The 24038-nt window shown below is 36.6% G+C and carries 17 protein-coding genes and 4 pseudogenes; 15 read left to right on the top strand and 6 right to left on the bottom strand.

The genetic code is table 11. The features are described from left to right. Positions 1 to 144 precede the first annotated feature (144 nt). Both JCM15092_RS17050 and JCM15092_RS07660 read right to left on the bottom strand, forming a co-directional pair. Positions 145 to 234 (bottom strand): annotated as a pseudogene (locus tag JCM15092_RS17050) (uracil phosphoribosyltransferase); the annotation flags it as partial. A 300-nt stretch (positions 235 to 534) separates the two neighbouring features. Continuing rightward, complete coding sequence (locus tag JCM15092_RS07660) at positions 535 to 867, bottom strand: winged helix-turn-helix transcriptional regulator (protein WP_024994151.1); 333 nt, start codon at positions 865 to 867, stop codon at positions 535 to 537. A gap of 122 nt (positions 868 to 989) precedes the next feature. On the opposite strand from JCM15092_RS07660, the gene JCM15092_RS07655 reads away from it, so the two are divergent. The 6 genes and pseudogenes from JCM15092_RS07655 (at position 990) to der (ending at position 5945) form a co-directional block, all read left to right on the top strand. After that, on the top strand, positions 990 to 1520 hold the full coding sequence (locus JCM15092_RS07655; protein WP_024994150.1) for a cysteine hydrolase family protein: 531 nt from the start codon (positions 990 to 992) through the stop codon (positions 1518 to 1520). Between the two features lie 234 nt (positions 1521 to 1754). Further along, on the top strand, positions 1755 to 2336 hold the full coding sequence (locus JCM15092_RS07650) for a YceD family protein (protein WP_024994149.1): 582 nt from the start codon (positions 1755 to 1757) through the stop codon (positions 2334 to 2336). 11 nt (positions 2337 to 2347) lie between these two features. After that, positions 2348 to 2533 carry a 50S ribosomal protein L32 gene (gene rpmF / locus JCM15092_RS07645; RefSeq protein WP_004288267.1) on the top strand — a complete coding sequence of 62 codons (186 nt, stop codon included), beginning with the start codon at positions 2348 to 2350 and terminating at the stop codon, positions 2531 to 2533. 95 nt (positions 2534 to 2628) lie between these two features. After that, complete coding sequence (locus JCM15092_RS07640; RefSeq protein ID WP_024994148.1) at positions 2629 to 3633, top strand: beta-ketoacyl-ACP synthase III; 1005 nt, start codon at positions 2629 to 2631, stop codon at positions 3631 to 3633. A gap of 81 nt (positions 3634 to 3714) precedes the next feature. Then, positions 3715 to 4596, top strand: coding sequence for a GTPase Era (gene era, locus JCM15092_RS07635; RefSeq protein ID WP_024994147.1), 882 nt, complete (start codon positions 3715 to 3717; stop codon positions 4594 to 4596). A 36-nt stretch (positions 4597 to 4632) separates the two neighbouring features. After that, positions 4633 to 5945 (top strand): annotated as a pseudogene (der, locus tag JCM15092_RS15390) (ribosome biogenesis GTPase Der). A gap of 270 nt (positions 5946 to 6215) precedes the next feature. On the opposite strand, the gene JCM15092_RS07625 reads toward der, so the two are convergent. The 3 genes from JCM15092_RS07625 to JCM15092_RS07615 form a co-directional block, all read right to left on the bottom strand. Beyond that, positions 6216 to 8687, bottom strand: a complete 2472-nt coding sequence (locus JCM15092_RS07625) for an alpha-L-arabinofuranosidase family protein (RefSeq protein WP_024994146.1) — start codon at positions 8685 to 8687, stop codon at positions 6216 to 6218. 141 nt (positions 8688 to 8828) lie between these two features. Further along, entirely contained in the window at positions 8829 to 9614 is a 786-nt protein-coding gene (locus tag JCM15092_RS07620; RefSeq protein ID WP_024994145.1) for an ABC transporter ATP-binding protein, read from the bottom strand. Further along, a complete protein-coding gene (locus JCM15092_RS07615) occupies positions 9611 to 10357 on the bottom strand; it encodes an MlaE family ABC transporter permease (protein WP_408636501.1) in 747 nt (248 codons plus the stop codon). Before JCM15092_RS07615 ends, JCM15092_RS07620 begins: the two co-directional genes overlap by 4 nt. A gap of 120 nt (positions 10358 to 10477) precedes the next feature. On the opposite strand from JCM15092_RS07615, the gene lptB reads away from it, so the two are divergent. Then, positions 10478 to 11281, top strand: coding sequence for an LPS export ABC transporter ATP-binding protein (lptB, locus tag JCM15092_RS15385; protein ID WP_408636500.1), 804 nt, complete (start codon positions 10478 to 10480; stop codon positions 11279 to 11281). A gap of 209 nt (positions 11282 to 11490) precedes the next feature. On the opposite strand, the gene rbp is transcribed toward lptB, so the two are convergent. Beyond that, complete coding sequence (gene rbp / locus JCM15092_RS07605) at positions 11491 to 11739, bottom strand: RNA-binding regulator (protein WP_024994143.1); 249 nt, start codon at positions 11737 to 11739, stop codon at positions 11491 to 11493. A gap of 422 nt (positions 11740 to 12161) precedes the next feature. Here rbp and tig point away from each other — a divergent pair. The 8 genes and pseudogenes from tig (at position 12162) to JCM15092_RS15370 (ending at position 24037) form a co-directional block, all read left to right on the top strand. Next, a pseudogene (gene tig, locus JCM15092_RS15380) lies at positions 12162 to 13510 on the top strand (trigger factor). Positions 13511 to 13682: 172 nt separating this feature from the next. Beyond that, positions 13683 to 14354 carry an ATP-dependent Clp endopeptidase proteolytic subunit ClpP gene (gene clpP / locus JCM15092_RS07595; protein ID WP_024994142.1) on the top strand — a complete coding sequence of 224 codons (672 nt, stop codon included), beginning with the start codon at positions 13683 to 13685 and terminating at the stop codon, positions 14352 to 14354. A gap of 24 nt (positions 14355 to 14378) precedes the next feature. Beyond that, positions 14379 to 15629, top strand: coding sequence for an ATP-dependent Clp protease ATP-binding subunit ClpX (gene clpX, locus JCM15092_RS07590; RefSeq protein ID WP_024994141.1), 1251 nt, complete (start codon positions 14379 to 14381; stop codon positions 15627 to 15629). A 164-nt stretch (positions 15630 to 15793) separates the two neighbouring features. Continuing rightward, positions 15794 to 17974 carry a DNA helicase RecQ gene (gene recQ, locus JCM15092_RS07585; RefSeq protein ID WP_024994140.1) on the top strand — a complete coding sequence of 727 codons (2181 nt, stop codon included), beginning with the start codon at positions 15794 to 15796 and terminating at the stop codon, positions 17972 to 17974. 169 nt (positions 17975 to 18143) lie between these two features. Beyond that, a complete protein-coding gene (gene guaB, locus JCM15092_RS07580; RefSeq protein ID WP_024994139.1) occupies positions 18144 to 19622 on the top strand; it encodes an IMP dehydrogenase in 1479 nt (492 codons plus the stop codon). A 3-nt stretch (positions 19623 to 19625) separates the two neighbouring features. Continuing rightward, positions 19626 to 20915: a peptidylprolyl isomerase gene (locus JCM15092_RS16565; RefSeq protein WP_024994138.1), complete on the top strand. Its 1290-nt coding sequence runs from the start codon at positions 19626 to 19628 to the stop codon at positions 20913 to 20915. 74 nt (positions 20916 to 20989) lie between these two features. Continuing rightward, a complete protein-coding gene (locus JCM15092_RS07570) occupies positions 20990 to 22357 on the top strand; it encodes a peptidylprolyl isomerase (RefSeq protein ID WP_024994137.1) in 1368 nt (455 codons plus the stop codon). Between the two features lie 16 nt (positions 22358 to 22373). After that, positions 22374 to 24037: pseudogene (locus tag JCM15092_RS15370) on the top strand (OstA-like protein). Position 24038 lies beyond the last annotated feature (1 nt).

Genomic DNA, 24038 nt, shown 5'->3' with positions numbered 1-24038 from the left:
TTTTTATACCCTTCCTGAGAAAATACTATTTCTTTCATAATATAATCTTACAATCTTTTTTACTCAACCAAATGGAATCAAAAATCAGCCTCACCAAATAATTGGCAAGGCTGAACTTTTATGATTGATAAAGGATAATCTATATTATTCCTTTTCTCCAAATGCTAGGTCACCTGCATCACCTAACCCCGGAATGATATATGAGTGTGCATTGATTTCCGGATCAATTGCAGAGAATCATTTGGAATTTATCTTCTTTCTGCTCAGTATGATTTTCTTGTTTTCCAATAAATCCAATAAGACTGAAGAGATACCCTTTTAAATACGCCGTATTGTTCTTTAAATAATAATTTTTACTCAACAAAATTGATGAAAGCTAGAGAATGTTTTGTACATAATGCTTATCATCTAGATCTAAAAATCAGTATATAGTAGCCCCTAAAATGCCCTGAGATAAACCGCTCAGGCCTCTCAATACACTCTTTGTTATGCAAAGACTAACATTGCTGAACGCTGAATCTTTTGTATATAATTTTATATATTTTCTTCAGCCATTTTCTTATAGCCCCATTCTATTAGATAAGCTATAAATGGTACTAATTCACTACCGGTTGCTGTTAGTGAATATTCCACTTTTGGTGGAACTTGGGGGTACATTTTGCGACTTATCAGCCTGTCTCTTTCTAGCTCTCTAAGTGTTTGTGTAAGCATTTTTGTGCTTATATCCTCCAAGGCGCGATGAAGTTCTCCATATCGCATTTTATCATACTTAGAAAGAGCCCAAAGTATTCGTCCTTTATATTTCCCTCCAATTCGTTGGAATGCAAAATCAATTACACAAACATCTTTTTTTACTGATTTATCCATTCTATGAAATTTTTATCTTATTGATAATCTGCAATAGAAACCAAAAAGTATCTACATAACAAAATTGTACATACTTGACACAAAGATAGTTATTATTTATTTTTGTTTAAAAAAAATTAAGTATGGAAAAGAATAAAGCATTACTTATTATTGATATTCAAAATGACTATTTTGAAGGAGGATCAAATAGATTATGCGGTAGTGAAGAAGCCGCAATAGAGGCAAGCCGTCTAGTAAAATATTTTAGAATCAGGAATCTGCCGGTGGTACATGTACAACATATATCCACAAGAGCGGGGGCAAAATTTTTCCTACCCGATACGATTGGAGCTGAGATATACCACTCTGTTTCCCCTAAAGACGATGAACCTGTAGTTATAAAGTATACGCCCAATAGTTTTTTCAAAACAGATCTTAAAAGTATTCTTGACTCAATGAATATTAAAGATTTGACAGTGTGTGGTATGATGACTCATCTCTGTATAGATACTACTGTAAGAGCTGCAAAAGATTTAGGTTATAATTGTACAGTTGTCTATGATGCGTGTGCTACAAAAGATTTAAAATTTCAAGAAGAGAGTCTAGAGGCCAAAGATGTACAGTTGGCTTTTCTCGCAGCTTTATATCCATATTTGCGCAATTTGTTCCGTTGATGACATTGTTTGTGGCACTCAGGAGAATTAACGATAATCTTAATGCTACCTATATTAATTATTGTGGCTATATTTGTAAAGTAAACTTTTAACAGAGATATCATTAATTTAAAATATTGATTTCTATATTGATATATTTTAAAAAGAATTGAGGTTGGCAAAAATATAATTCTTCTATAGTGGAATAATTGAATATTATTTGTATCTTTGTCGCCCGATTTATATACTTAAACATTGGGAAGACTAGATAAATATAAGGTAGAACTGAAGTCAATGAAAGTTGACAGTGCTCACTATGAGATTCAACTTAATAATCAATTTTTTGAAGACTTAGATGCCACTGAAGTTCAGAAAGGTAAGTTGACTGTACAACTGACTGTAAAGAAAACATTGTCAGAGGTATATGTTATAGATTCTAAGATTGAAGGATTTGTGATTGTACCTTGTGATCGTTGTCTTGATGAAATGGAGTTATCTATTTCAACAACTGATCAGCTTAAAGTGAAGTTAGGTGAGGATTTCTCTGATGATGGTGATATCGTTGTAGTACCCGAGTCGGATGGATATATAAATCTAGCTTGGTTCTTTTATGAATTTATAGTCCTTAATATCCCAATGAAGCATGTACATGCTCCAGGTAAGTGTAATAAGGGAATGATGAATAAGCTTGGAAAACATCTCAGCACATCATCTAATGATGAATCTGATGATATGCCGGTTGATATGCCTGATGATTCTATAAAGGATGAAGGCAATGAATCTGAAGAGATAGATCCAAGATGGAGTGAATTACAAAAAATATTAGATAATAATTAAAGTTTAGAAAAATGGCACATCCTAAAAGAAGACAATCAAAAACGAGAACTGCAAAGAGAAGAACTCATGATAAAGCAGTTGCTCCAACTTTAGCTATATGTCCTAATTGTGGCGAATGGCATGTATATCACACAGTATGTGGTGCTTGCGGCTATTACAGAGGTAAGTTAGCAGTTGAAAAAGAGGCTGCTGTTTAATCAGCTAAAAACTCATTTATACGTGAATGAAATAAAGCCGGCGAGCTTCGGCTCTGTCGGCTGTCTTTTTTTCGTATAATTTAAAAATGTAAATAATGGAAAAGATAAATGCAGTAATCACAGGTATCGGTGGATATGTACCAGACTACGTCTTGACAAATGATGAAATATCAAAGATGGTAGATACCAATGATGAATGGATTATGACACGTATCGGTGTTAAGGAAAGGCGTATTCTTAACGAAGAGGGTTTAGGTACCTCTTATTTAGCTAGAAAGGCAGCAAAACAGTTGATGCAGAAGACAGGAGTTAATCCTGACGAGATTGATGTTGTGCTAGTTGCGACATCTACTGGAGATTACCATTTTCCTTCAACAGCTTCAATACTTTGTGATAAGTTAGGACTTAAGAATGCTTTTGCTTTTGATCTCCAGGCTGCATGCTGTGGATTTCTTTATGCATTAGAGGTTGCAGCTTCGCTTATCGTTTCCGGAAGACATAAGAAAGTGATATTGGTTGGTGCTGATAAGATGTCATCTATGGTTAATTATCAAGATAGAGCTACTTGCCCTATATTTGGTGACGGTGCAGCTGCTGTTCTTCTAGAAGGAACAACTGAAGAGATTGGAGTTGTAGACTCTATGCTTTACACTGATGGAAAAGGACTTCCTTTCCTTCATATGAAAGCTGGCGGTTCTGTATGTCCTCCATCTTATTTCACAATTGACAATAAGATGCATTACTTATATCAGGAAGGAAGAACAGTATTTAAATATGCAGTATCTTCAATGTCTGATGTAACAGCCAAAATTGCAGAGAGAAATAATCTGACTAAAGACAATATTGATTGGGTGATACCACACCAGGCGAATTTAAGAATCATTGATGCAGTAGCATCAAGACTCGAAGTTCCTATGGATAAGGTAATGATTAACATACAAAACTATGGTAATACAAGTGCCGCTACTCTGCCTTTATGTCTTTGGGATTATGAGAAGAAATTGAAAAAAGGTGATAACATTATCTTCACAGCCTTCGGAGCCGGATTTACATATGGAGCTCTCTATATGAAATGGGGTTACGATGGAGCTAAGAGATAATTTATATAAAACTACAAATACAAATGAACGCATCTCTATTTTGATGCGTTTTTTTGTCTATAACTAATTTAAGTTACTATTATGCATAAAGCCGGATTTGTAAATATTGTAGGTAATCCAAATGTAGGTAAATCAACTTTGATGAACCTTTTGGTTGGTGAAAAAGTCTCAATAGCAACTTTCAAAGCTCAGACAACTCGTCATAGGATAATGGGTATACTCAATACTGATGATACGCAGATTGTCTTTTCGGATACCCCTGGAGTATTGAAACCTAACTATAAATTACAAGAGTCAATGCTGAACTTCTCGGAATCGGCTTTGGCTGATGCTGATGTACTTTTATATGTTACCGATGTAGTAGAAAAAACGGATAAGAATATAGATTTTGTCCAGAAGGTGGCAAAGATGGATGTTCCAGTCTTGCTGCTTATCAATAAGATTGATTTGAGCAATCAGCAAAATCTTGAAATAATTGTGGAGCAATGGCATGAACTCTTACCAAATGCTGAAATAATTCCTATATCTGCAACTTCAAAATTCAATGTTGATGTAGTGATGAAGAGAGTGAGAGAACTTTTGCCTGATTCACCTCCGTTCTTTGGAAAGGATCAATTGACTGATAAACCAGCTCGTTTCTTTGTTAATGAGATAATAAGAGAGAAAATTCTCCTTTATTATGACAAAGAGATCCCTTATTCTGTGGAAGTCGTTGTAGAGTCTTTCAAAGAAGAAACAAAAAAAATAAACATCAATGCTGTGATATACGTTGAAAGAGATTCTCAGAAGGGAATCATAATAGGAAAGCAGGGTATAGCATTGAAGAAGGTAGCTACTGAAGCAAGGAAGAGTTTGGAACGATTCTTTGGAAAGACTGTTTACCTTGAAGTCTTTGTAAAAGTTGATAAAGACTGGAGAAATTCTGATAAAGAACTTAAGAATTTTGGATATCAGTTAGATTAATACTCGACTGTGATAGCCGTTAATTAAATAATAGAGATGAAAAATTTAGTTGCTATAGTTGGCCGCCCTAATGTTGGTAAGTCAACACTTTTCAATCGTTTGACAAAAACTCGTCAGGCAATAGTAAACGAGGAGGCAGGTACTACTCGTGACCGTCAGTATGGCAAGAGCGAATGGTTGGGAAATGAGTTCTCAATAGTAGATACAGGAGGATGGGTGATAAACTCTGATGATGTTTTCGAAGAAGAGATAAGAAAGCAGGTTATGCTTGCTGTGGAAGAGGCAGATGTGATTCTATTTGTTGTTGATGTTGTCAATGGAGTGACTGATCTGGATATGCAGGTTGCATCAATACTTAGACGTACAAGTAAGCCGGTACTTGTTGTAGCAAACAAAACAGATAATAATGATTTACAATATAATGCAGCCGAATTTTATTCATTAGGATTGGGCGATCCATATACTATCTCTGCTATAAGTGGTAGTGGAACAGGAGATCTGCTTGATATTTTGGTATCAAAGTTTCAGAAAGATGCTGATGAAGAGTTGGAGGATGAGATTCCAAGATTTGCCGTTGTAGGCCGTCCTAATGCAGGAAAGTCGTCTATTATTAATGCATTCATTGGTGAGGAACGTAATATTGTTACAAACATCCCTGGAACTACCCGTGATTCAATATATACCAGATACGAAAAATTTGGTTTCGACTTCTATCTTGTTGATACAGCAGGTATACGTAAGAAAGGCAAGGTTAATGAAGATTTGGAGTACTATTCAGTAATACGTTCTATACGTGCCATAGAAAATTCTGATGTATGTATTTTGCTTCTTGATGCTACACGTGGTATAGAGAGTCAGGATCTTAATATTTTCTCACTAGCTCAAAAGAATCAGAAAGGGCTCGTTGTTGTAGTTAACAAGTGGGACTTGGTAGAGAACAAAGATAATAAGGTGATAAAGACCTTTGAGGAAGCTATACGTACCAGATTTGCTCCTTTTGTAGACTTCCCAATTATATTTGCATCTGCACTTACAAAACAGCGTATCTACAAGGTTCTTGAGATGGCGAAAGAGGTCTACAATGCTAGAACTAAACGTGTCTCAACAGCTAAACTAAATGAAGAGATGCTTCCTTTGATAGAGCTTATCCGCCACCATCAAATAAAGGTAAATATATTAAGATTAAATATTGCATGCAGTTACCAAATACTCAGGTGCCATCTTTTGTATTCTATGCTAACCTTCCACAGTATGTGAGAGAGCCATACAAACGATTCCTTGAGAATAAGATACGCGATAAGTGGGATTTTTGCGGTACTCCAATTAATATTTTCATAAGACAGAAATAATCTTTTATATTAAGATGAAATGATTATATGTTCTTTCTAGATTAGTCCTGATAGAAGAATGGTAGATTATTTCTGCAAGGAAAAGGAACCATATCATTATTAAGGATGAATTGCTCCTTCCAAGAAAAACGACAGATAATTATTTGTTTATATGATAGAGCCCGGTACTATACCGGGCTCTATCTTTTCTTATCATAAAATGCAACGTTATTTCCATCAGTTATATTAATGGTATTTTCCACAGAGCATTTAATTTTGTTTTGTCTTCTTCTAATATTTAATTATCATTACTCCTGCAGAGAGAGGAGCGACTGTCAATTTTAAGCTATTACCGGATGGAGCAATCTCTTTCTCTTTCAATGATACCGCATCTTTCTTCTCCATAGAGTTGGCTGCAGTGAGAGAACCAGGAGCATAATATTTGTATGTTGCATTACTAATCTTTTTCCAGTCTCCATTGATAGTAAGTGTTTCCTCCTTATCTGTTGCATTTACAATCTTTACTATCACCCCTGATCCATTTTCAATCATCGTAGCTACAATGTTCAGATTGCCTGTGTCACCGCTGTATGCAAGACGATACTTTGAGAAATTGTCTTGCCATAGGTTTGTCACCTGATAGTTTGGTGCAACGAATAGATCCTTATAGTCAAAATTTATAAATGCATTGTTCCAGTCGGGAGCATCTGTACGACGAATAAACAGTGCAGCGGCACCTAGCTCAACGACAGGAGTCTTTTCGCACATGTTCAGGAATCCTCCTGCAAATAGTCCTGTCTTCCAGTCTGTACTATTTAGGTTCCATTCCGAAATGAAAAGTTTTATGTTCGGATTAGGTGAGTTTGCAATGACGTCAGCATACTTCAAGTACTGTTCTTGTAGTTTCTTTGGTCCCGATTCATATCCGCTGGCCACCTCATAGTGATGTAGGCTGAGATAATCAAAGTAGTTTCCCGACCTGTTTATGAAATCATTATCTTCCCTGAATCCACCGCAAGCAATAATCTTAATAGTAGGATCAATCTCTCTGAGAGCTCTAGAGAATTTGCGAACAGCTGCTTCATATTTCTCAATTCCCATTTCCCACATCTCGTTATCTATCTCCCAGTATTTTACATTATATGGTTCAGGATGGCCGTTTGCAGCTCTCTTTGATCCCCATTTACCTGTAGCAGGTTCATTACAATAGGCTAACCAGTCGCATGCATCTTGTAGTATCTCGGTACTGTCGGCTTCCGGACGTTCAAATCCTACGCTTACAACAATTATTGGTTCCGAGTTTATCTGTCGGCATAGTTTAATAAATTCATCAGTTCCAAATACGTTCTGATCATAGTCCATCCACATCCAGTGTGGCCAGCGTACTCGTTCCTCTTGAGGGCCGATGCCCCACTTCCAGTTATATTGTGCCACATAGCCACCACCCGGCCAACGGAGGCATGTGGGATTCAATTCCTTAACAGCTTTATATATGTCAGGACGAAAGCCACCAAGTTCCATACCTGATGCTGTTGTTGCCGAAGCCTGATCTATCTGTATAGAACCGCCTTCTACTGCTATCGCAAGGTCGGCATCACCTGAGTATTCGGCAGAAGAGAGAACGAAATCATATTTTTTCCACTCCTTTGTAGGTTTGCCAAGTGTCTGTTCAACTATATATCTGTCTCCATCTTTCAGTGCAACGGACAGACGACCTTTCCCATCCCCTTTAGCATATACATATCCTATGTATTTTTCTCCCTTTACTATATTCTGTGGTCCTTGCGATACACCTGATTTTCCCTTCTTTGAGGTAATCTTTTGTGAGTATCTCATGTTCACGGCATCATCTTTTACCAGTGAGAAACTGCCGTTACCAAATGATTTCCATTGTGGGGCCACACTAGGCAGCTTGACATCTTGAGGTATTCCTGAGAACAAGACCTCATCCGAACCGATAGTGCTAACCTTAATATTCCGATAATATGCCTCAGTGTAATTTACCCAAAAGACAATATCATTTTTCGATGCCAATTCAAGCTTGTCTGTCGAGAGCACGGTTTTATTGTCCCACAATATTTCCACTTTGTTCTTGAAACAACGTATCTTGAGATTGTGCCAGTTGCCATCTTCTTCTATCTCTCCTTTTGCAGCTTTCTGTGATATTATAGGGATTATGCTTTCTACTTTCCTCTTTCTTCCACCGAATCCCTGTACCTCTATTTCATCTTTGGTTCCAATAGAGAATGAAGGAGATTCAGACTCTTCTCTGGATTTTCGTCCTTCATAGTAAGGATCATTTATTCTTAGGAAATAAGGCTTTCCATCTGCCTTGTTCTTGAATGCAAAACGTATGTCCATCAGTCCTCCGCTCCATGAGTGGTTAGCCAATTTGTATGAGCGCCATTTAATGTCCATAGAGATCTCATACTCTTTATCTGATACAGATGTCAGATTGATAGGTTGTTCATAACGGGTAGGAGAGTGTAGGACATTTTCGTCATCTACAAACCATCCATCGAAATAGCCGTCTCTAGGTGGAATACCAGCGAAGTGTTCCGGTTCAAAAGAGCGTTCAAAAAGCAGTTCTTGCCATAGTCCGTTGTTAGCCGAGAAGTAAATGTGTTCGAATAGCTGCCCATAGAGCTTAGAGTCGATAATACCATCAACTTTTCTCGAGTTGATGTTGACAGCTATTGAATCTGCTGAGATAGGTAGCAGATGAGTTGCCACTAGTAGTGACAATAGCAGTATCTTTTTCATATATTATTATTTTACCTGAAACTTTTCAGGTGTTGATTAACATTTCCAAAAGTAGAAATAATATAAGAAAAAGAGTAATAAAAAATGGTATAAATGTTTCGTTTTCAGCCTATTTTCACGAGTAGGCTGTTGAGTAGTGAATTAAAGATCTACATCGTTTGCTGAGATATCGTTAATCTCCTCATTTCTTACCTTTTTCAATAGGTCGGATGCAAAGATAAAATCATTCAATCTCTTGTTGGTAGCGGTAAATATCTCATCTTTTGTACCTTCCCACTCTTTCCTGCCCTGATATATATAGATGATAGATTCGCCGATACCCATAACAGAATTCATGTCGTGGGTGTTGATAATTGTTGTCATATCATATTCGGTGGTGATATCATGAATGAGCTCATCGATAAGTAGCGATGTCTTTGGGTCCAGACCGGAGTTTGGCTCATCACAAAACAGATATTTGGGATTAAGAGCTATAGCTCTTGCAATGGCAACTCTCTTCTGCATACCACCGCTTATCTCGCCAGGGAATTTCTTCTGTGCATCCAGCAGGTTTACTCTGTCAAGGCAAAACTGAGCTCTTCGAGTCCTGTCACGAAGTGTGTCGTTTGAGAACATATCAAGAGGAAACATTACGTTTTCCAGTACACTAAGCGAGTCGAATAGGGCAGCACTCTGGAATATCATTCCCATCTCACGTCTTAGAAGTTTCTTCTCGTTCTTTGACATGGAGAGGAAATCGCGGTTGTCATAAAGAATCTGACCTTTAGTTGGCTTTAGCAAACCAACAAGACATTTAATAAAAACTGTTTTACCAGAACCGCTTTGTCCGATAATAAGATTTGTCTTCCCTTGATTGAATGTAGCATTGATATCTAAGAGAACATCCTTATCTTCAAAAGATTTATATAGTGACTTTACTTGAATCATCCCATTAAAAGTTGTGTTAATACTAAATCAGAGAAAAGGATAAGCACGCTGCTCATTACTACTGAGTCTGTACTAGCCTTTCCAACAGCTATAGATCCTCCTTCAATGTTGTATCCGAAATAAGCAGATACACTGGCTATTATGAACGCAAAGAAGATGGATTTTATAAAGCTGCACCATATGAACCACTCCTGAAAGCTATACTGAAGACCATATTCAAGGTCCTCTACATTAAGTATTCCTCCGAACCAGCAGGTGAAGAAGGCTCCAATTATTCCTGCGAAGATGCTGAATATTACAAGGAAAGGGATCACAGTCATCAATGCGATGATTTTTGGAAATATGAGGTAATTAGCCGGGTTGACACCCATAATCTCTAATGCATCTATCTGTTGGGTAACTCTCATAGTCCCTATTTCTGAGGCAATGTTTGAACCAACTTTACCTGCCAGAATAAGACACATGATAGATGATGAGAACTCTAGAAGCATAATTTCACGAGTTGTATATCCGACAACAAAACGCGGCATCCATGGACTCTGTATGTTAAGCTTTATCTGAATAGTTATTACTGCTCCAATAAAAAATGATATCAGTAGCACAATACCTATAGAATTGATTCCTAGTGAAACCATTTCATTTAAATATTGCTTGAAGAACATTCTCATTCTGTCTGGTCTGGAAAAAGTCCTTCCCATCAAAATGATGTACTGTCCGAAAGTACTTATTGGTTTAAGAATCATATTAATCATTATTTATCGCAAAATTAGGTTTTTTTACAATCGAAAACACAAAACGATGTCTGATTTTCTCTCCCAATAGTCATTTACTAAAGATTTTTAGTACTTTTGTCGCAAAATATTATGGATATGTCGGAAAACGAAAAGGAAATATCTGCAACAACAGAGCCTGAAGAAAGAATGGTACTCCGTACAGAGAATCTTGTAAAGAGGTACGGAAAAAGAACTGTTGTAAATCATGTCTCTTTCGATGTAAAGCAGGGAGAGATTGTAGGACTTCTTGGACCTAACGGTGCAGGAAAGACAACTTCTTTCTATATGACAACAGGACTTATAGTACCAAATGAAGGACATATTTTCATGAACGACCTTGATATAACAAGTTACCCTGTATATATGAGGGCACAGAATGGTATTGGTTACCTTGCACAGGAGGCATCTGTCTTCAGAAAGATGAGCGTGGAGGATAATATATCATCTGTACTTCAGTTGACAAATACCTCAAAAGAGTATCAGAAGGATAAGCTTGAGAGTCTTATTGCTGAATTCCGTCTTCAGAAGGTTAGAAAGAATCTGGGTGACCAACTTTCAGGTGGTGAACGACGTCGTACAGAGATAGCAAGATGTCTTGCCATCAATCCAAAGTTCATTATGCTTGATGAACCTTTTGCAGGAGTTGACCCTATTGCCGTTGAAGATATACAGCATATCGTTTGGAAACTTAAGGATAAGAATATTGGAATTCTTATAACCGACCATAATGCCTTGGAGACTTTGAGACTTACAGATAGAGCTTATCTGCTTTTTGAAGGAAAGATACTATTCCAAGGAACTCCTGAAGAGCTTGCCGACAATAAAATAGTTCGCGAAAAATATCTTGGAACAAACTTCGTGTTAAGAAAGAAAGATTTTCAGAATGAGAAGTAGGAGTAGCTGAATAGCAAAACTCTTCTTATAGTATAATTTATATATCCCATGCCTTTAGATTAATATCCTAAGGCTTAGGATAAGCAAAATATCTTAATTATAGATAATTAGGCAGACGAGAGGGACTATTTTTATTTAAAACAAGATTAATAACATAAAAAAAAGAGGATTGAAAAATCCTCTTTCTTTTTATCTCGTCAAAGTCAAAATTACATTTTTTTTGGCAATGCCTCTTTGATAACTAATTGACGTCCCATAAATTCACTGCCATTGAGTGCATTCATTGCTTCTGAAGCCTCTTCGTCACTACTCATTTCAACAAAAGCAAAACCTTTAGATTTGTTAGTTTCGCGATCCTTAATCACCTTAACAGAAGTAACAGTACCATAAGCGTTAAAAGCTTGTTCCAAATCACTTTCCCTAACCTTGTAGTTAAGGTTTCCAACATACATGTTCATAATAAAAAATAAAAATAAAAATTAAAATTAAAATACTCTCTGAGTGGTGATTATAAATGAAGTAGATGATTGTAAAGACAGAGAGTTTACTTAAGTGCTATTCCGTACGCTGTAAAACCTTGTAAAAAAATCGCTAGCTATATTATTATCACCAGTCTTGTGCAAAGGAAAGCAAAAAAATTGATTATACAAGAAAAAAATGTTTTTTTTGGGCTCTTCAAATATATTTTGTTAAAATAATGTTAATTATTGCGAACTGTCTAATATAATGAGATTTAGGTGGCGTAAATATGGTGCAAAATATTGGATAAAGAGCAAACTTTTATTCTGTCTATTTTGTATTTGTTAGATTAAACACTACTTTTGCAAACTAATTTTGGAAGTAAAAAAAGAATAATAAATAATTAATTAAATAAGTAAGAATGAATATTTCATTACAGAATGTTGATAAGGTAAGCGCAGTCCTTACTATAGCAATTGAAAAAGCTGATTATCAGGAGAGAGTTGATAAAACTCTTAAGAATTATCGCCAAAAAGCTAACATCCCTGGTTTCAGAAAAGGAATGGTTCCAATGAGTCTTGTTAAGAAACAATTCGGCAAGGCTGTCTTGGCAGAAGAAATAGACAAATTATTGCAAGAAAAAGTATATGAATATCTACGTGAAAATAAAGTTGATATGCTTGGTCAACCATTGCCTAGCGAAGATATGGAAGCTATTGATTACGATCAGGACAACTTTACATTTAAATTCGATATCGCTCTTGCTCCAGAATTCAAAGCTGAAATCTCTAGCGATGACAAAATAGATTATTATACTATCCAGGTTTCTGACGAACTTGTAGACCAGCAGATTAAGATGTACACTCAGTGTGGTGCTTCTCACGAGAAGGTTGAAGAGTATCAGGACAATGATATGATTAAGGGTCTTATCGCTGAACTTGATGAAGCTGGCAACGTAAAAGAAGATGGTGTAAAGGTAGAAGATGCTGTAATGATGCCTCAATATATGAAGAACGAAGACCAGAAAGCTCTTTTCAATGGTGCTAAGACTAACAGCGTAATCGTCTTCAATCCATTCACTGCTTATGATGGTAACGAGGCTGAATTGTCTTCATTGCTTAAAATCAACAAGGAAGAGGTTGCAAATGCAAAAGGTAACTTCAGCTTCCAGATTAATGAGATAGTAAGAATGATTCCTGCTCCACTTGATGAGAAATTGTTCGATCAGGTTTTCGAACCAGGTACTGTTAAAAATGAAGAGGAGTTCGTTGCAAAAATAAAAGAGGGAATAGCTAAGCAGTTTGAAAACGACAGCGACTATAAATTCCTTGTAGATGTACGTGACTATCTTGTAAAGAAAATAGGTAAATTGGAATTCCAGATGCTCTATTGAAGAAGATCATGCTTGCAAACAACATCGAAAAGGGTGAAGCATTTGTAAGCGAGAATTATGATAAGAGCATCGAAGAACTTACATGGCATCTTGTTAAGGAACAGCTTGTTAAAGCTAACGATATCAAAGTTGAGCAGGCTGACATCAATAATATGGCTAAAGAGGTTACAAGAGTACAGTTCGCTCAATATGGTATGATGAACGTTCCTGAGGATATTCTTGAGAACTATGCAAAAGAGATGTTGAAGAAGAAAGAGTCTGTAGAGAACTTGGTTAACCGTGCTGTAGAGAGCAAATTGTCTGCTGCATTGAAAGCTAAAGCAACTCTTAACGAGAAAAAAATATCAATGGAAGAATTCAACAAAATGTTCGAATAAGAAACAAGATTTTAGTGATTTTTGCTAAATCTTACTTTAAAAAGAGGTTTTTAGCCCCTAAAAAACTAATAGACATATTTTTTATGTGCATAGCATATTATTTTTATTACATTTGTCTATTGGTAATATGGTTAAAAACCTCTTTTTTGTAAATTTTTAAAAACAATTTATTATGGATGATTTTAGAAAATATGCGACTAAGCATCTTGGAATCAGTTCAATGGTTTTGGACGATGTCGTAAAAGCGGAAGCTGGTTATCTAAATCCATACATTCTTGAAGAGCGTCAGCTAAATGTTACTCAGCTTGATGTATTCTCAAGATTAATGATGGATAGGGTTATATTTCTAGGAACAGAAGTCAATGATTATACTGCAAATGTATTACAGGCGCAGATGTTATATCTTGATTCAGTAGATCCAGGGAAAGATATTTCAATATATATAAACTCGCCAGGTGGATCTGTATATGCAGGACTTGGCATATATGATACTATGCAATTTATAAGTAGTGATATCTCTACTATCTGTACAGGTATGGCAGCATCTATGGCAGCTGTATTGTTGGTTGCAGGTAAAGAGGGAAAACGTTCTGCTCTTCCTCACTCAAGAGTGCTAATTCATCAGCCTCTTGGTGGTGCTCAGGGTCAGGCGTCGGACATTGAGATTACTGCTCGCCAAATAGTAAAGCTTAAGAAGGAACTTTATACTATCATAGCAGATCACTCTCATACAGACTTCGATAAGGTATGGCAGGATTCTGATCGTGACTACTGGATGACAGCTGATGAGGCGAAAGAGTATGGTATGATTGACACAATTCTTTCAAATAGACCAAACAAATAATTATTAATATTAAAGATAGATACATTGGAAGATAAGAAAACGTCAAAGAAAAAAAAGGTATGTAGTTTTTGTGGACGTTCTGAAGATGAAGTTGGCTTTTTGATTACCGGCATGGATGGCTGTATCTGTGATTCTTGTTCAGAACAAGCTCACGAGATAGTTCAAGAAGCTATTTCAAGCAGAGGATCAAAGCTAGCCAAAAAAATATCTTTGGATAAATTGCCTAAACCTAAGAATATTAAGGATTTTCTAGACAACTATGTTATTGGTCAGGACGACGCTAAACGATATCTTTCAGTAGCTGTCTACAACCATTATAAACGTCTCTTGCAGAAAAACAAGAAAGACGACGTTGAGATTGAGAAATCTAATATTATAATGGTGGGAAGCACTGGTACAGGTAAGACACTCTTGGCTCGTACCATAGCTAAGCTTCTTGACGTCCCTTTTACAATAGTTGACGCAACAGTATTAACAGAAGCCGGATATGTAGGTGAGGATATTGAAAGTATCCTCACAAGGCTTCTTCAAGTCGCAGACTATAATGTAGATGAGGCTCAGAGAGGTATTGTATTCATTGATGAGATAGATAAGATAGCACGTAAAAGTGATAATCCATCAATAACACGTGATGTCAGTGGCGAGGGAGTACAACAAGGGTTATTGAAACTTTTGGAAGGATCGGTTGTTAATGTTCCACCTCAGGGGGGAAGAAAACATCCAGACCAGAAGATGATACCTGTTGATACAAAAAATATACTATTCATATGTGGTGGAGCATTCGATGGCATAGAGCGAAAGATTGCACAAAGACTTAATACACATGTGGTAGGTTTCAACTCTGTAACAGATAGCGCAAAGTTTGATCGTAATAATCTTATGCAGTATATCGCTCCACAAGATTTGAAATCTTTTGGATTGATACCAGAGATTATTGGTCGTTTGCCGGTTCTTACGTATCTTAACCCTCTTGATAGGGATGCACTACGCAGAATCCTTACAGAACCTAAAAACTCAATAGTCAACCAGTATGTGAAACTATTTGAGATGGATAAGGTGAAACTAACTTTTGAAGAGGGTGTGTTCGACTATATTGTCGATAAGGCTGTTGAATATAAGTTGGGAGCCCGTGGGTTGAGGTCTATAATCGAAACTATAGTTACAGACGTAATGTTTGAAGTTCCTTCTATGGATGTAATAGAGTATAATATTACATTGGATTATGCTAAGGAACAGATGAGTAAAATCAATATATACAGACTTCAGTCTGCATAGGTTTTATTTGTTTTGCAAAAAGAGAGATATAATTGCAATTCTCTTCTGAATAAATAGTAAAAATATAGTGTATTTTTCATAACTTGTTTATAACTTTGTTTTACGTCGAAGTAGAAAAAGCGTATTAAACTTCGTGTTTTGGGTCAGATAAAACTATTATTACAATGAATGAGAAATCATATTTAACTGATGCACTTAAAAAGTATTTTGGATTTGATAAATTCAAAGGTAATCAGGAGGCAATCATAGTCAATCTGCTTTCTGGTAATGATACCTTTGTTCTCATGCCAACAGGTGGAGGAAAGTCACTTTGCTATCAATTACCTTCGCTTTTGATGGAGGGGACAGCAGTTGTTATTTCACCTTTGATTGCTCTTATGAAAAATCAAGTTGATGCAATGAGGAACTTTAGTGAAGAAGATGGCGTAGCTCATTTTATAAATTCTTCGCTAAACAAATCTGCAATAGATCAGGTTAAAGATGATATAGTTTGTGGTAAGACAAAATTGTTGTATGTAGCTCCGGAGTCATTGACCAAAGATGAGAACGTAGAGTTTCTAAAAAGTATAAAGATATCTTTCTATGCTGTTGATGAAGCTCATTGTATCTCTGAATGGGGACATGATTTCCGACCTGAATATAGAAGAATTAGACCTATTATTAATGAAATAGGTAAAGCACCTGTCATAGCTCTGACTGCAACAGCTACTCCTAAGGTGAAAATGGACATTCAGAAGAATCTTGGCATGCAAGATGCTGTCGAGTTCAAGTCTTCTTTCAATCGTCCAAACCTTTATTATGAAGTAAGGCCGAAAACCAATAATGTCGACAAGGATATTATTAAGTTTATAAAGAATAATCCTGGTAAATCCGGAATTATCTATTGTCTTAGTAGAAAAAAGGTAGAGGAGTTGACTGAAATACTTCAAGCAAATGGTATCAGCGCAAGAGCATATCATGCAGGCATGGATTCAGCTACACGTTCGGAAAATCAAGATGCCTTCTTAAAAGAGGATGTTGAAGTGATTGTAGCAACCATTGCCTTTGGAATGGGTATTGATAAACCTGATGTAAGGTTCGTTATTCATTATGATATTCCAAAGAGTCTTGAAGGCTATTATCAAGAGACCGGTAGAGCAGGAAGAGATGGCGGAGAGGGATTGTGTGTTACTTTCTACTCAAGTAAAGACTTGCAGAAATTGGAAAAATTTATGCAGGGAAAACCTATAGCCGAGCAGGAGATAGGAAAGCAACTTTTGCTTGAGACAGCAGCATATGCAGAATCTTCTCTTTGTAGACGTAAATCATTATTGCATTATTTTGGTGAAGAATATACAGAAGATAATTGCTGTAATTGTGATAATTGTTTAAATCCTAAAAAGCAAGTGGAAGCTCAGGATTCATTGTGCGCTGTGATTGAAGCAATCATAGCAGTAAAAGAAAATTTTAAAGCAGACTATATAATTGATATACTTCTTGGTAAAGAAACTACAGAGGTATTAGACCATAAACATGAAGAGCTCGAAGTATTCGGCTCATCTATGGGAGATGATGAAAAATTATTGAATGCTGTTATCAGACAGGCATTAATTGCCGGATATTTAAGTAAAGATGTAGAAAATTACGGTTTACTTAAGATAACTTCACAAGGACATAAGTTCCTGAAGAAACCAGTATCATTTAAAATAGTAGAGGATAACGATTTTGACGAAGAAGAGGAGGAAACTCCTGCAAGAGGTGGCGCTTCATGCGCTGTAGACCCTGCGCTATATTCTATGCTAAAAGACCTTCGAAAGAAGTTGTCTAAGAAGTTAGATGTTCCGCCTTATGTTATTTTCCAAGACCCATCGCTTGAGGCTATGGCAACTATATATCCTGTTACACTGGATGAGTTGCAGAATATTCCTGGAGTTGGAGCTGGTAAAGCTAAAAGATATGGTAAGGAGTTCTGTGAACTTATAAAGGTTCACTGCGAAGAAAATGAGATTGAACGTCCTGAGGATTTGAGAGTAAGGACCGTAGCTAACAAGTCTAAGCTTAAAGTCTCTATAATTCAAAGTATAGACCGTAAGGTTGCTCTTGATGATATCGCTGTATCGAAAGGTCTTGAATTCGGAGAACTTCTAGATGAGGTTGAGGCAATAGTATTTTCTGGAACAAAACTGAATATTGACTATTTCCTCGTTGAGATAATGGACGATGATCATTTGCAGGATATATACAGCTACTTCAAGGAATCTACTACCGACAAGATAGAAGATGCTATCGAGGAGTTAGGTGATGACTATTCTGAAGATGAAATAAGACTTGTAAGAATCAAGTTCATTTCTGAAATGGCAAACTAATATACTTATATATATTGAATAGCTGTTCCGGGTGTATTTAAAACAAATTGTAGTTTTAAATAACACTCGGTTTTTTTGTTGTCTTCATAATAAAACTCATAATATTCAACAAAACATATGAATAAAATATGTATATTTGCACGCAATAAAAATATAAAGCATATTCCTTATGTCATTTATTGCCGATAAAGTAGTTATGGACGGATTAACTTACGATGACGTACTTTTAATCCCTGCCTATTCAGAAGTATTACCTAAAACAGTCGAGCTCTCGACTAAGTTCTCACGCAACATTGAGTTGAAAATTCCTTTTGTGACAGCTGCTATGGATACTGTTACCGAGTCAAAAATGGCTATTGCCATAGCTCGTGAAGGTGGTATTGGTGTTATCCATAAGAATATGTCAATAGAGGAACAGGCAAGACAGGTAGCGATAGTAAAACGTGCCGAAAATGGTATGATTTATGATCCAGTCACAATCAAACGTGGCTCTTCTGTGGCTGATGCTCTTGCTTTGATGGCTGAATATAGAATTGGTGGTATACCGGTTGTTGATGACGAAAACCATCTTGTTGGTATCGTTACTAATCGTGACTTACGTTTTGAGAAGAATATGGAGAAACGTATCGATGATGTAATGACTAAAGAGAATATAATAACAACTAACCAAGCTACTGACTTGGAGGCTGCTGCAGATATACTTCAGCAGAACAAAATCGAGAAACTTCCTGTTGTTGATAAGAATAACAAACTTATTGGTCTTATAACATATAAAGATATAACAAAAGCTAAGGATAAACCTATGGCTTGCAAAGACAGCAAAGGAAGATTGCGCGTTGCTGCCGGTGTTGGTGTTACTAATGACACTCTCGACAGAATGAAGGCATTGGTTGAGGCTGGTGCAGATGCTATAGTTATTGATACAGCTCATGGCCATTCAAAATCTGTTATTGAAAAGTTGAAAGAGGCTAAGAAAATGTTCCCTGGAATTGATATAGTTGTAGGTAATATAGCTACAGGAGCTGCTGCTAAAGCTTTGGTTGAAGCTGGAGCAGATGCAGTAAAAGTAGGTATCGGCCCTGGTTCTATCTGTACAACTCGTGTTGTTGCAGGTGTGGGTGTTCCACAACTTTCAGCTGTATACGATGTTGCAAAAGCACTTGAAGGAACAGGTGTACCTCTTATTGCAGATGGTGGACTTCGTTACTCAGGAGATGTTGTTAAGGCCTTAGCTGCCGGTGGATACAGTGTTATGATCGGTTCTCTTGTAGCTGGTACAGAGGAATCTCCAGGTGATACTATAATATTCAACGGACGTAAGTTCAAGTCATATAGAGGTATGGGCTCTTTAGAGGCTATGGAGAATGGTTCTAAAGACAGATATTTCCAAAGCACTACTACAGATGTTAAGAAACTTGTTCCAGAGGGTATCGCAGCACGTGTACCTTATAGAGGAACACTTTATGAAGTAATATATCAGCTTGTTGGTGGTCTTCGCTCAGGTATGGGATATTGTGGAGCTTCCAATATCGTTGAACTTCATAATGCTAAATTTACTCGTATAACAAATGCGGGAGTATTGGAGAGTCACCCACACGATGTGGCTATCACAAGTGAGGCTCCAAATTACAGCCGCCCAAATAATTAATAGATGTATCGTCTATTAGTAACAATAATAACATATCTTCTTGTATCTGTGCATATAGCACAGGCACAAGGAGATATTGTAATGAAAATAGGGGGCAGTCCGGTATACAAAAGCGAGTTTATAAAGGAATATAGCAATAGCCAATCTATTTCTGTTGACGAGTTCCTTCCTAATTTCATTTTGCGTAAGATACGTATTATGGATCTTCAGCAGAGAGGGGTAGATACTCTTACTTCATTTAAGATTCTTCTTGCTAATTATCAAGGTGAGAAATTAAAATCTCAACTTATAGATAAGTATAAAAACTCTCTTGTTAAGCAGGATGCAAACAACCGATTTGCTGATAACCGCTGGGTTAAACTTCAATTAATAGAGAAATATATTCCTCAAAATAGTTCAAAGCAATTTATCGATAAGCAGAAAGCTAGTTCTGATTCTATTTATAATGCATTAAACAGAGGCGCTGACTTTGATGCATTATCAATAAGCTGTTCTGATAGAAAGGATGAGCTAGTTCCGCGGTGGAATAGGAAGAGTTTATTGCCACTAGAGGTGTTACCTATGATAGATAAGGCCAAATCAGGTGATATATTACCTCCAGTATTGACTCCATCAGGCTATATTATAATAAAAGTTCATGAACAGTCAGAATCTCTTCCTGTTGAAGTGGTTGACAGAAACTCTGTGAGATATCTTTCGGATATTGATAAGAAAAGATTGCCTGAAAACCTGGATATAGATGCTCTAAAATCGGAACTACTTTACAAACTTGCTGCAGAGAAAGACACAGCATCTGAGGAGATAAGTGAATCCGATCTTAAGGAGTATTTCAATAAAAATTCATCAATTTATCGTTATGACGAGCCAAGATTTAAGGGTGCAGTGATTCATTGTTCATCAAAGAAAATGGCTAAGGTTGTAAAAAAATATCTAAAGGATTATGATTTTGCCAACTGGCAGAAAGCATTGGATAATTTGACCGGTAACGATAAGGTGAAGATGATAAAGATGGAAACCGGTATCTTTAAAAAGGGTGATAATAAGTTTGTTGATAAGTTGGTCTTTGAAGTAAAGGATGGAGATGTAACAGCTCCTCAGTCCTTGCCTTACTCTTTTAAGATGGGTAAGAAGCTAAAAAAGAAACCTGATAGCTATTCCGATATACGTGATATAGTGAAGTCCGATCTTATAAGCAGCCGTTTGATGTTAAAAAATCAGGACTTGGTAGAGAAATATAAGGTGGAAATAGATCATGACGTTTTAAAAACCGTTAATAATAGTGGAAGTAATTAATTATTCCATTATCTTCGTTCGTTATTTCATTTTTAGAGAGTTATACCAAAAATATAAGATATATTTATATTCAAATGAATAAATTCAGAAATATAAAGGTTTGTTCCTTATTCTTTTTACTGTTTGCCTCCGTTACGACACAAGCTCAAGACAATGTGATTGATGAGGTAGTTTGGGTAGTTGGAGATGAAGCTATTCTTAAATCAGATGTTGAAAGTGAGAGACTGAATGCTCAATACGAGGGCAAAAAATTCGATGGTGATCCATACTGTATTATACCAGAACAATTGGCAATTCAGAAATTATTCCTTCATCAGGCTGCAATTGATAGTATTGAAGTCTCAGAACAGCAAGTAATAAACCAAGTTGACCAACGTTCTAACTGGTTAATAGACCAGATTGGTTCAAAGGAAAAAGTTGAAGAATACTATAATAAGACATCTTCACAGATTCGTGAAATGCTCCGTGAGAATATCAGAGACGGACTTACAGTTCAGGAGATGCAGAAGAAGATTATAGGTGAGATAAAAATTACACCTTCCGATGTAAGACGTTATTTTAAAGATCTTCCACAGGATAGTATACCATTCATCCCTACACAGGTTGAAGTTCAGATAATAACTAGAGAACCAAAGATTCCACAAGAGGAGATAGACAGAGTTAAGAAGACTCTACGTGATTATACTGACCAGATAAACGCCGGCACTATCTCTTTCTCTCTATTGGCTCGTCTCTATTCAGAGGATGAGGCAAGTCGCCGTAATGGTGGTGAGTTACCTTTTATGGGTAAGGCTGAGCTCGTTCCTGAATATGCTAATGTAGCATTCAACCTTCAGGATCCTAAGAAAGTATCTAAAATTGTAGAATCAGAATTTGGTTACCATATTATTCAACTTATTGAGAAGAGAGGCGATAGAGTTAAGACTCGCCACATCCTTCTTAAACCAAAAGTTGAGGAGAAAGATATTGAAGCTTCATTGGCTCGCCTAGATTCTATTTCGGATGATATACGTAATCAGAAATTCACTTTTGATGATGCTGCTGTATTGTCACAGGATAAAGATACACGTAACAACCACGGATTGATGGCAAATCCTGGTTCAGGAACAGCTAAATTCGAGATGCAGCAGTTGGCACAGGTGTCTCAGGAGATTGCAAAAACTGTTGAAGGTCTTCAGATTGGTGAAATCTCTAAGCCATTTACAATGGTTAATAGTAAGGGTAAAGAGGTTTGTGCCATCGTTAAGTTGAAGAGCAGAATAAATGGTCACAAAGCAACAATGAGCGAGGATTATCAACGTCTTAAGAGCATTGTACAAGAGAAAAAGAGCAGCGAAAAGATTGAGAAGTGGATAAAGGATAAGCAACAACATACCTATGTTCGTATTAACGACAAGTGGAAAAAATGTGACTTTAAATATCCAGGCTGGATAAGCAATTAAAAATATTGTTTTGCATATGCTTGATAATAAACGAGAAAAAAAATATACAAGCAGGCATAGGATATTATTATTAAGTATCTTATGCCTGTTTGGCTTTTGTCTGCTGGCACAGAGACCTGTGAAGAAAGGGGCAACAAAAGCTCCAAAAAGCAAGGTTTTCTTGCTTCATTCTGATATAATAAAGAAAGATCCATATTCTGCAGAACCTGATGCTCAGATATTGGTTGGAAATGTAGCATTCAAGCATGACAGCCTCTATATGTATTGCGACAGTGCTCTTTTCTTCCAAAAGAACAACTCCTTCAAAGCTTTCAATAAAGTGAAGATGAAACAGGGAGATACCTTGGCATTGTATGGTGACTATCTCTACTATGATGGAAATACTCAGATTGCGCAAGTCCGTTATAATGTAAAGTTGGAAAACAGAAAGACCACACTTCTTACCGATAGTTTGAATTACGATAGAATCTATGAGCTTGGTTACTTCTTTGATGGTGGTACCTTGATGGATGAGCAAAACGTCCTTACATCGGAATGGGGAGAGTATAGTCCTAAGACTAAGATGTCTGTCTTCAATTTCGATGTTAAGTTGGTAAATCCTAAGTTTACTCTTACTTCGGATACACTTAAGTATAACACAGCTACCAAGGTTGCAAATATTGTGGGACCATCGAATATCATTAGTGATAAGAACCACATCTATTCTGAGTCAGGGTTTTATAATACAGCTAAAGGACAAGCTCAGCTGTTGAACCGTTCGGTAATTACTAATGAAGGAAAGAGCCTTACAGGCGACAGTCTTTATTATGACAGAAACAAAGGTTTTGGAGAGGCATTCAATAATGTTTTGATGAAAGATACTATTAACAAAAATCTCCTGAAGGGTGATTATTGTTACTACAATGAGAAGACCAAATATGCTATGGCTACCAAAAGGGCTGTCGCTGTGGATTATTCTCAAGGAGATTCACTTTTTGTGCATGCCGATACTCTGAAACTCTTCACATACAATATTGATACAGACTCTCTTTTCCGTCAGGCAAGAGCTTATCATAAGGTGCGTATGTTCCGTAGTGATGTGCAGGGAGTATGCGACTCACTTACATTCTCATCAAAAGACAGCTGTCTTACTATGTATGGTGAACCTATTCTGTGGAATGGAAATCGTCAGCTTCTAGGAGAGCAGATAATGGCATATTTTAATGACAGTACTATAGATTGGGCTCATATACACAATCAGGCACTCTCTATAGAGAAACTTGACTCGGTTAACTATAATCAGGTATCGGGTAAGGATATGAAAGCCTATTTCAAAGATGGCGATATGAAGATGGTGGATGTCATTGGTTCTGTTCACTCAATCTATTATCCTACGGAGAAAGATAGCTCACTCATAGGCATGAATGTATCTGAGACAAGTCTCCTGAAGATATATCTTGAGAATAGGAAACTTAAAAAGATGACTATGAGTCCTAAGTCTACCGGTACTCTATATCCGATGCTGATGTTGCCGAAAGATAAGATGAGACTGGATGCTTTTGCTTGGTTTGACTATATTCGCCCTATTGACAAGAATGATATATTCCAATGGAAAGCTAAGGCAGAAGGCAGGGACTTAAGAAGAATACACGTGGTGATGTCCCGTTGCCTAATCGTAATTTGTTTAAAAAGAAAAAATAGT

Source organism: Phocaeicola paurosaccharolyticus JCM 15092, from assembly GCF_000613805.1.
In the GTDB taxonomy this organism is placed as follows: Bacteria; Bacteroidota; Bacteroidia; order Bacteroidales; family Bacteroidaceae; genus Phocaeicola; species Phocaeicola paurosaccharolyticus.
This window is presented reverse-complemented; position numbering and strand designations above follow the sequence as displayed.

Excerpts from the sequence above, each read along its gene's own strand:
- JCM15092_RS07660 (WP_024994151.1), bottom strand. The coding sequence starts at position 867 with ATGGATAAATCAGTAAAAAAAGATGTTTGTGTAATTGATTTTGCATTC.
- JCM15092_RS07655 (WP_024994150.1), top strand. The coding sequence starts at position 990 with ATGGAAAAGAATAAAGCATTACTTATTATTGATATTCAAAATGACTAT.
- rpmF (WP_004288267.1), top strand. The coding sequence starts at position 2,348 with ATGGCACATCCTAAAAGAAGACAATCAAAAACGAGAACTGCAAAGAGA.
- JCM15092_RS07640 (WP_024994148.1), top strand. The coding sequence starts at position 2,629 with ATGGAAAAGATAAATGCAGTAATCACAGGTATCGGTGGATATGTACCA.
- era (WP_024994147.1), top strand. The coding sequence starts at position 3,715 with ATGCATAAAGCCGGATTTGTAAATATTGTAGGTAATCCAAATGTAGGT.
- JCM15092_RS07625 (WP_024994146.1), bottom strand. The coding sequence starts at position 8,687 with ATGAAAAAGATACTGCTATTGTCACTACTAGTGGCAACTCATCTGCTA.
- JCM15092_RS07620 (WP_024994145.1), bottom strand. The coding sequence starts at position 9,614 with ATGATTCAAGTAAAGTCACTATATAAATCTTTTGAAGATAAGGATGTT.
- JCM15092_RS07615 (WP_408636501.1), bottom strand. The coding sequence starts at position 10,357 with ATGATTCTTAAACCAATAAGTACTTTCGGACAGTACATCATTTTGATG.
- lptB (WP_408636500.1), top strand. The coding sequence starts at position 10,478 with ATGGATATGTCGGAAAACGAAAAGGAAATATCTGCAACAACAGAGCCT.
- rbp (WP_024994143.1), bottom strand. The coding sequence starts at position 11,739 with ATGAACATGTATGTTGGAAACCTTAACTACAAGGTTAGGGAAAGTGAT.
- clpP (WP_024994142.1), top strand. The coding sequence starts at position 13,683 with ATGGATGATTTTAGAAAATATGCGACTAAGCATCTTGGAATCAGTTCA.
- recQ (WP_024994140.1), top strand. The coding sequence starts at position 15,794 with ATGAATGAGAAATCATATTTAACTGATGCACTTAAAAAGTATTTTGGA.
- guaB (WP_024994139.1), top strand. The coding sequence starts at position 18,144 with ATGTCATTTATTGCCGATAAAGTAGTTATGGACGGATTAACTTACGAT.
- JCM15092_RS16565 (WP_024994138.1), top strand. The coding sequence starts at position 19,626 with ATGTATCGTCTATTAGTAACAATAATAACATATCTTCTTGTATCTGTG.
- JCM15092_RS07570 (WP_024994137.1), top strand. The coding sequence starts at position 20,990 with ATGAATAAATTCAGAAATATAAAGGTTTGTTCCTTATTCTTTTTACTG.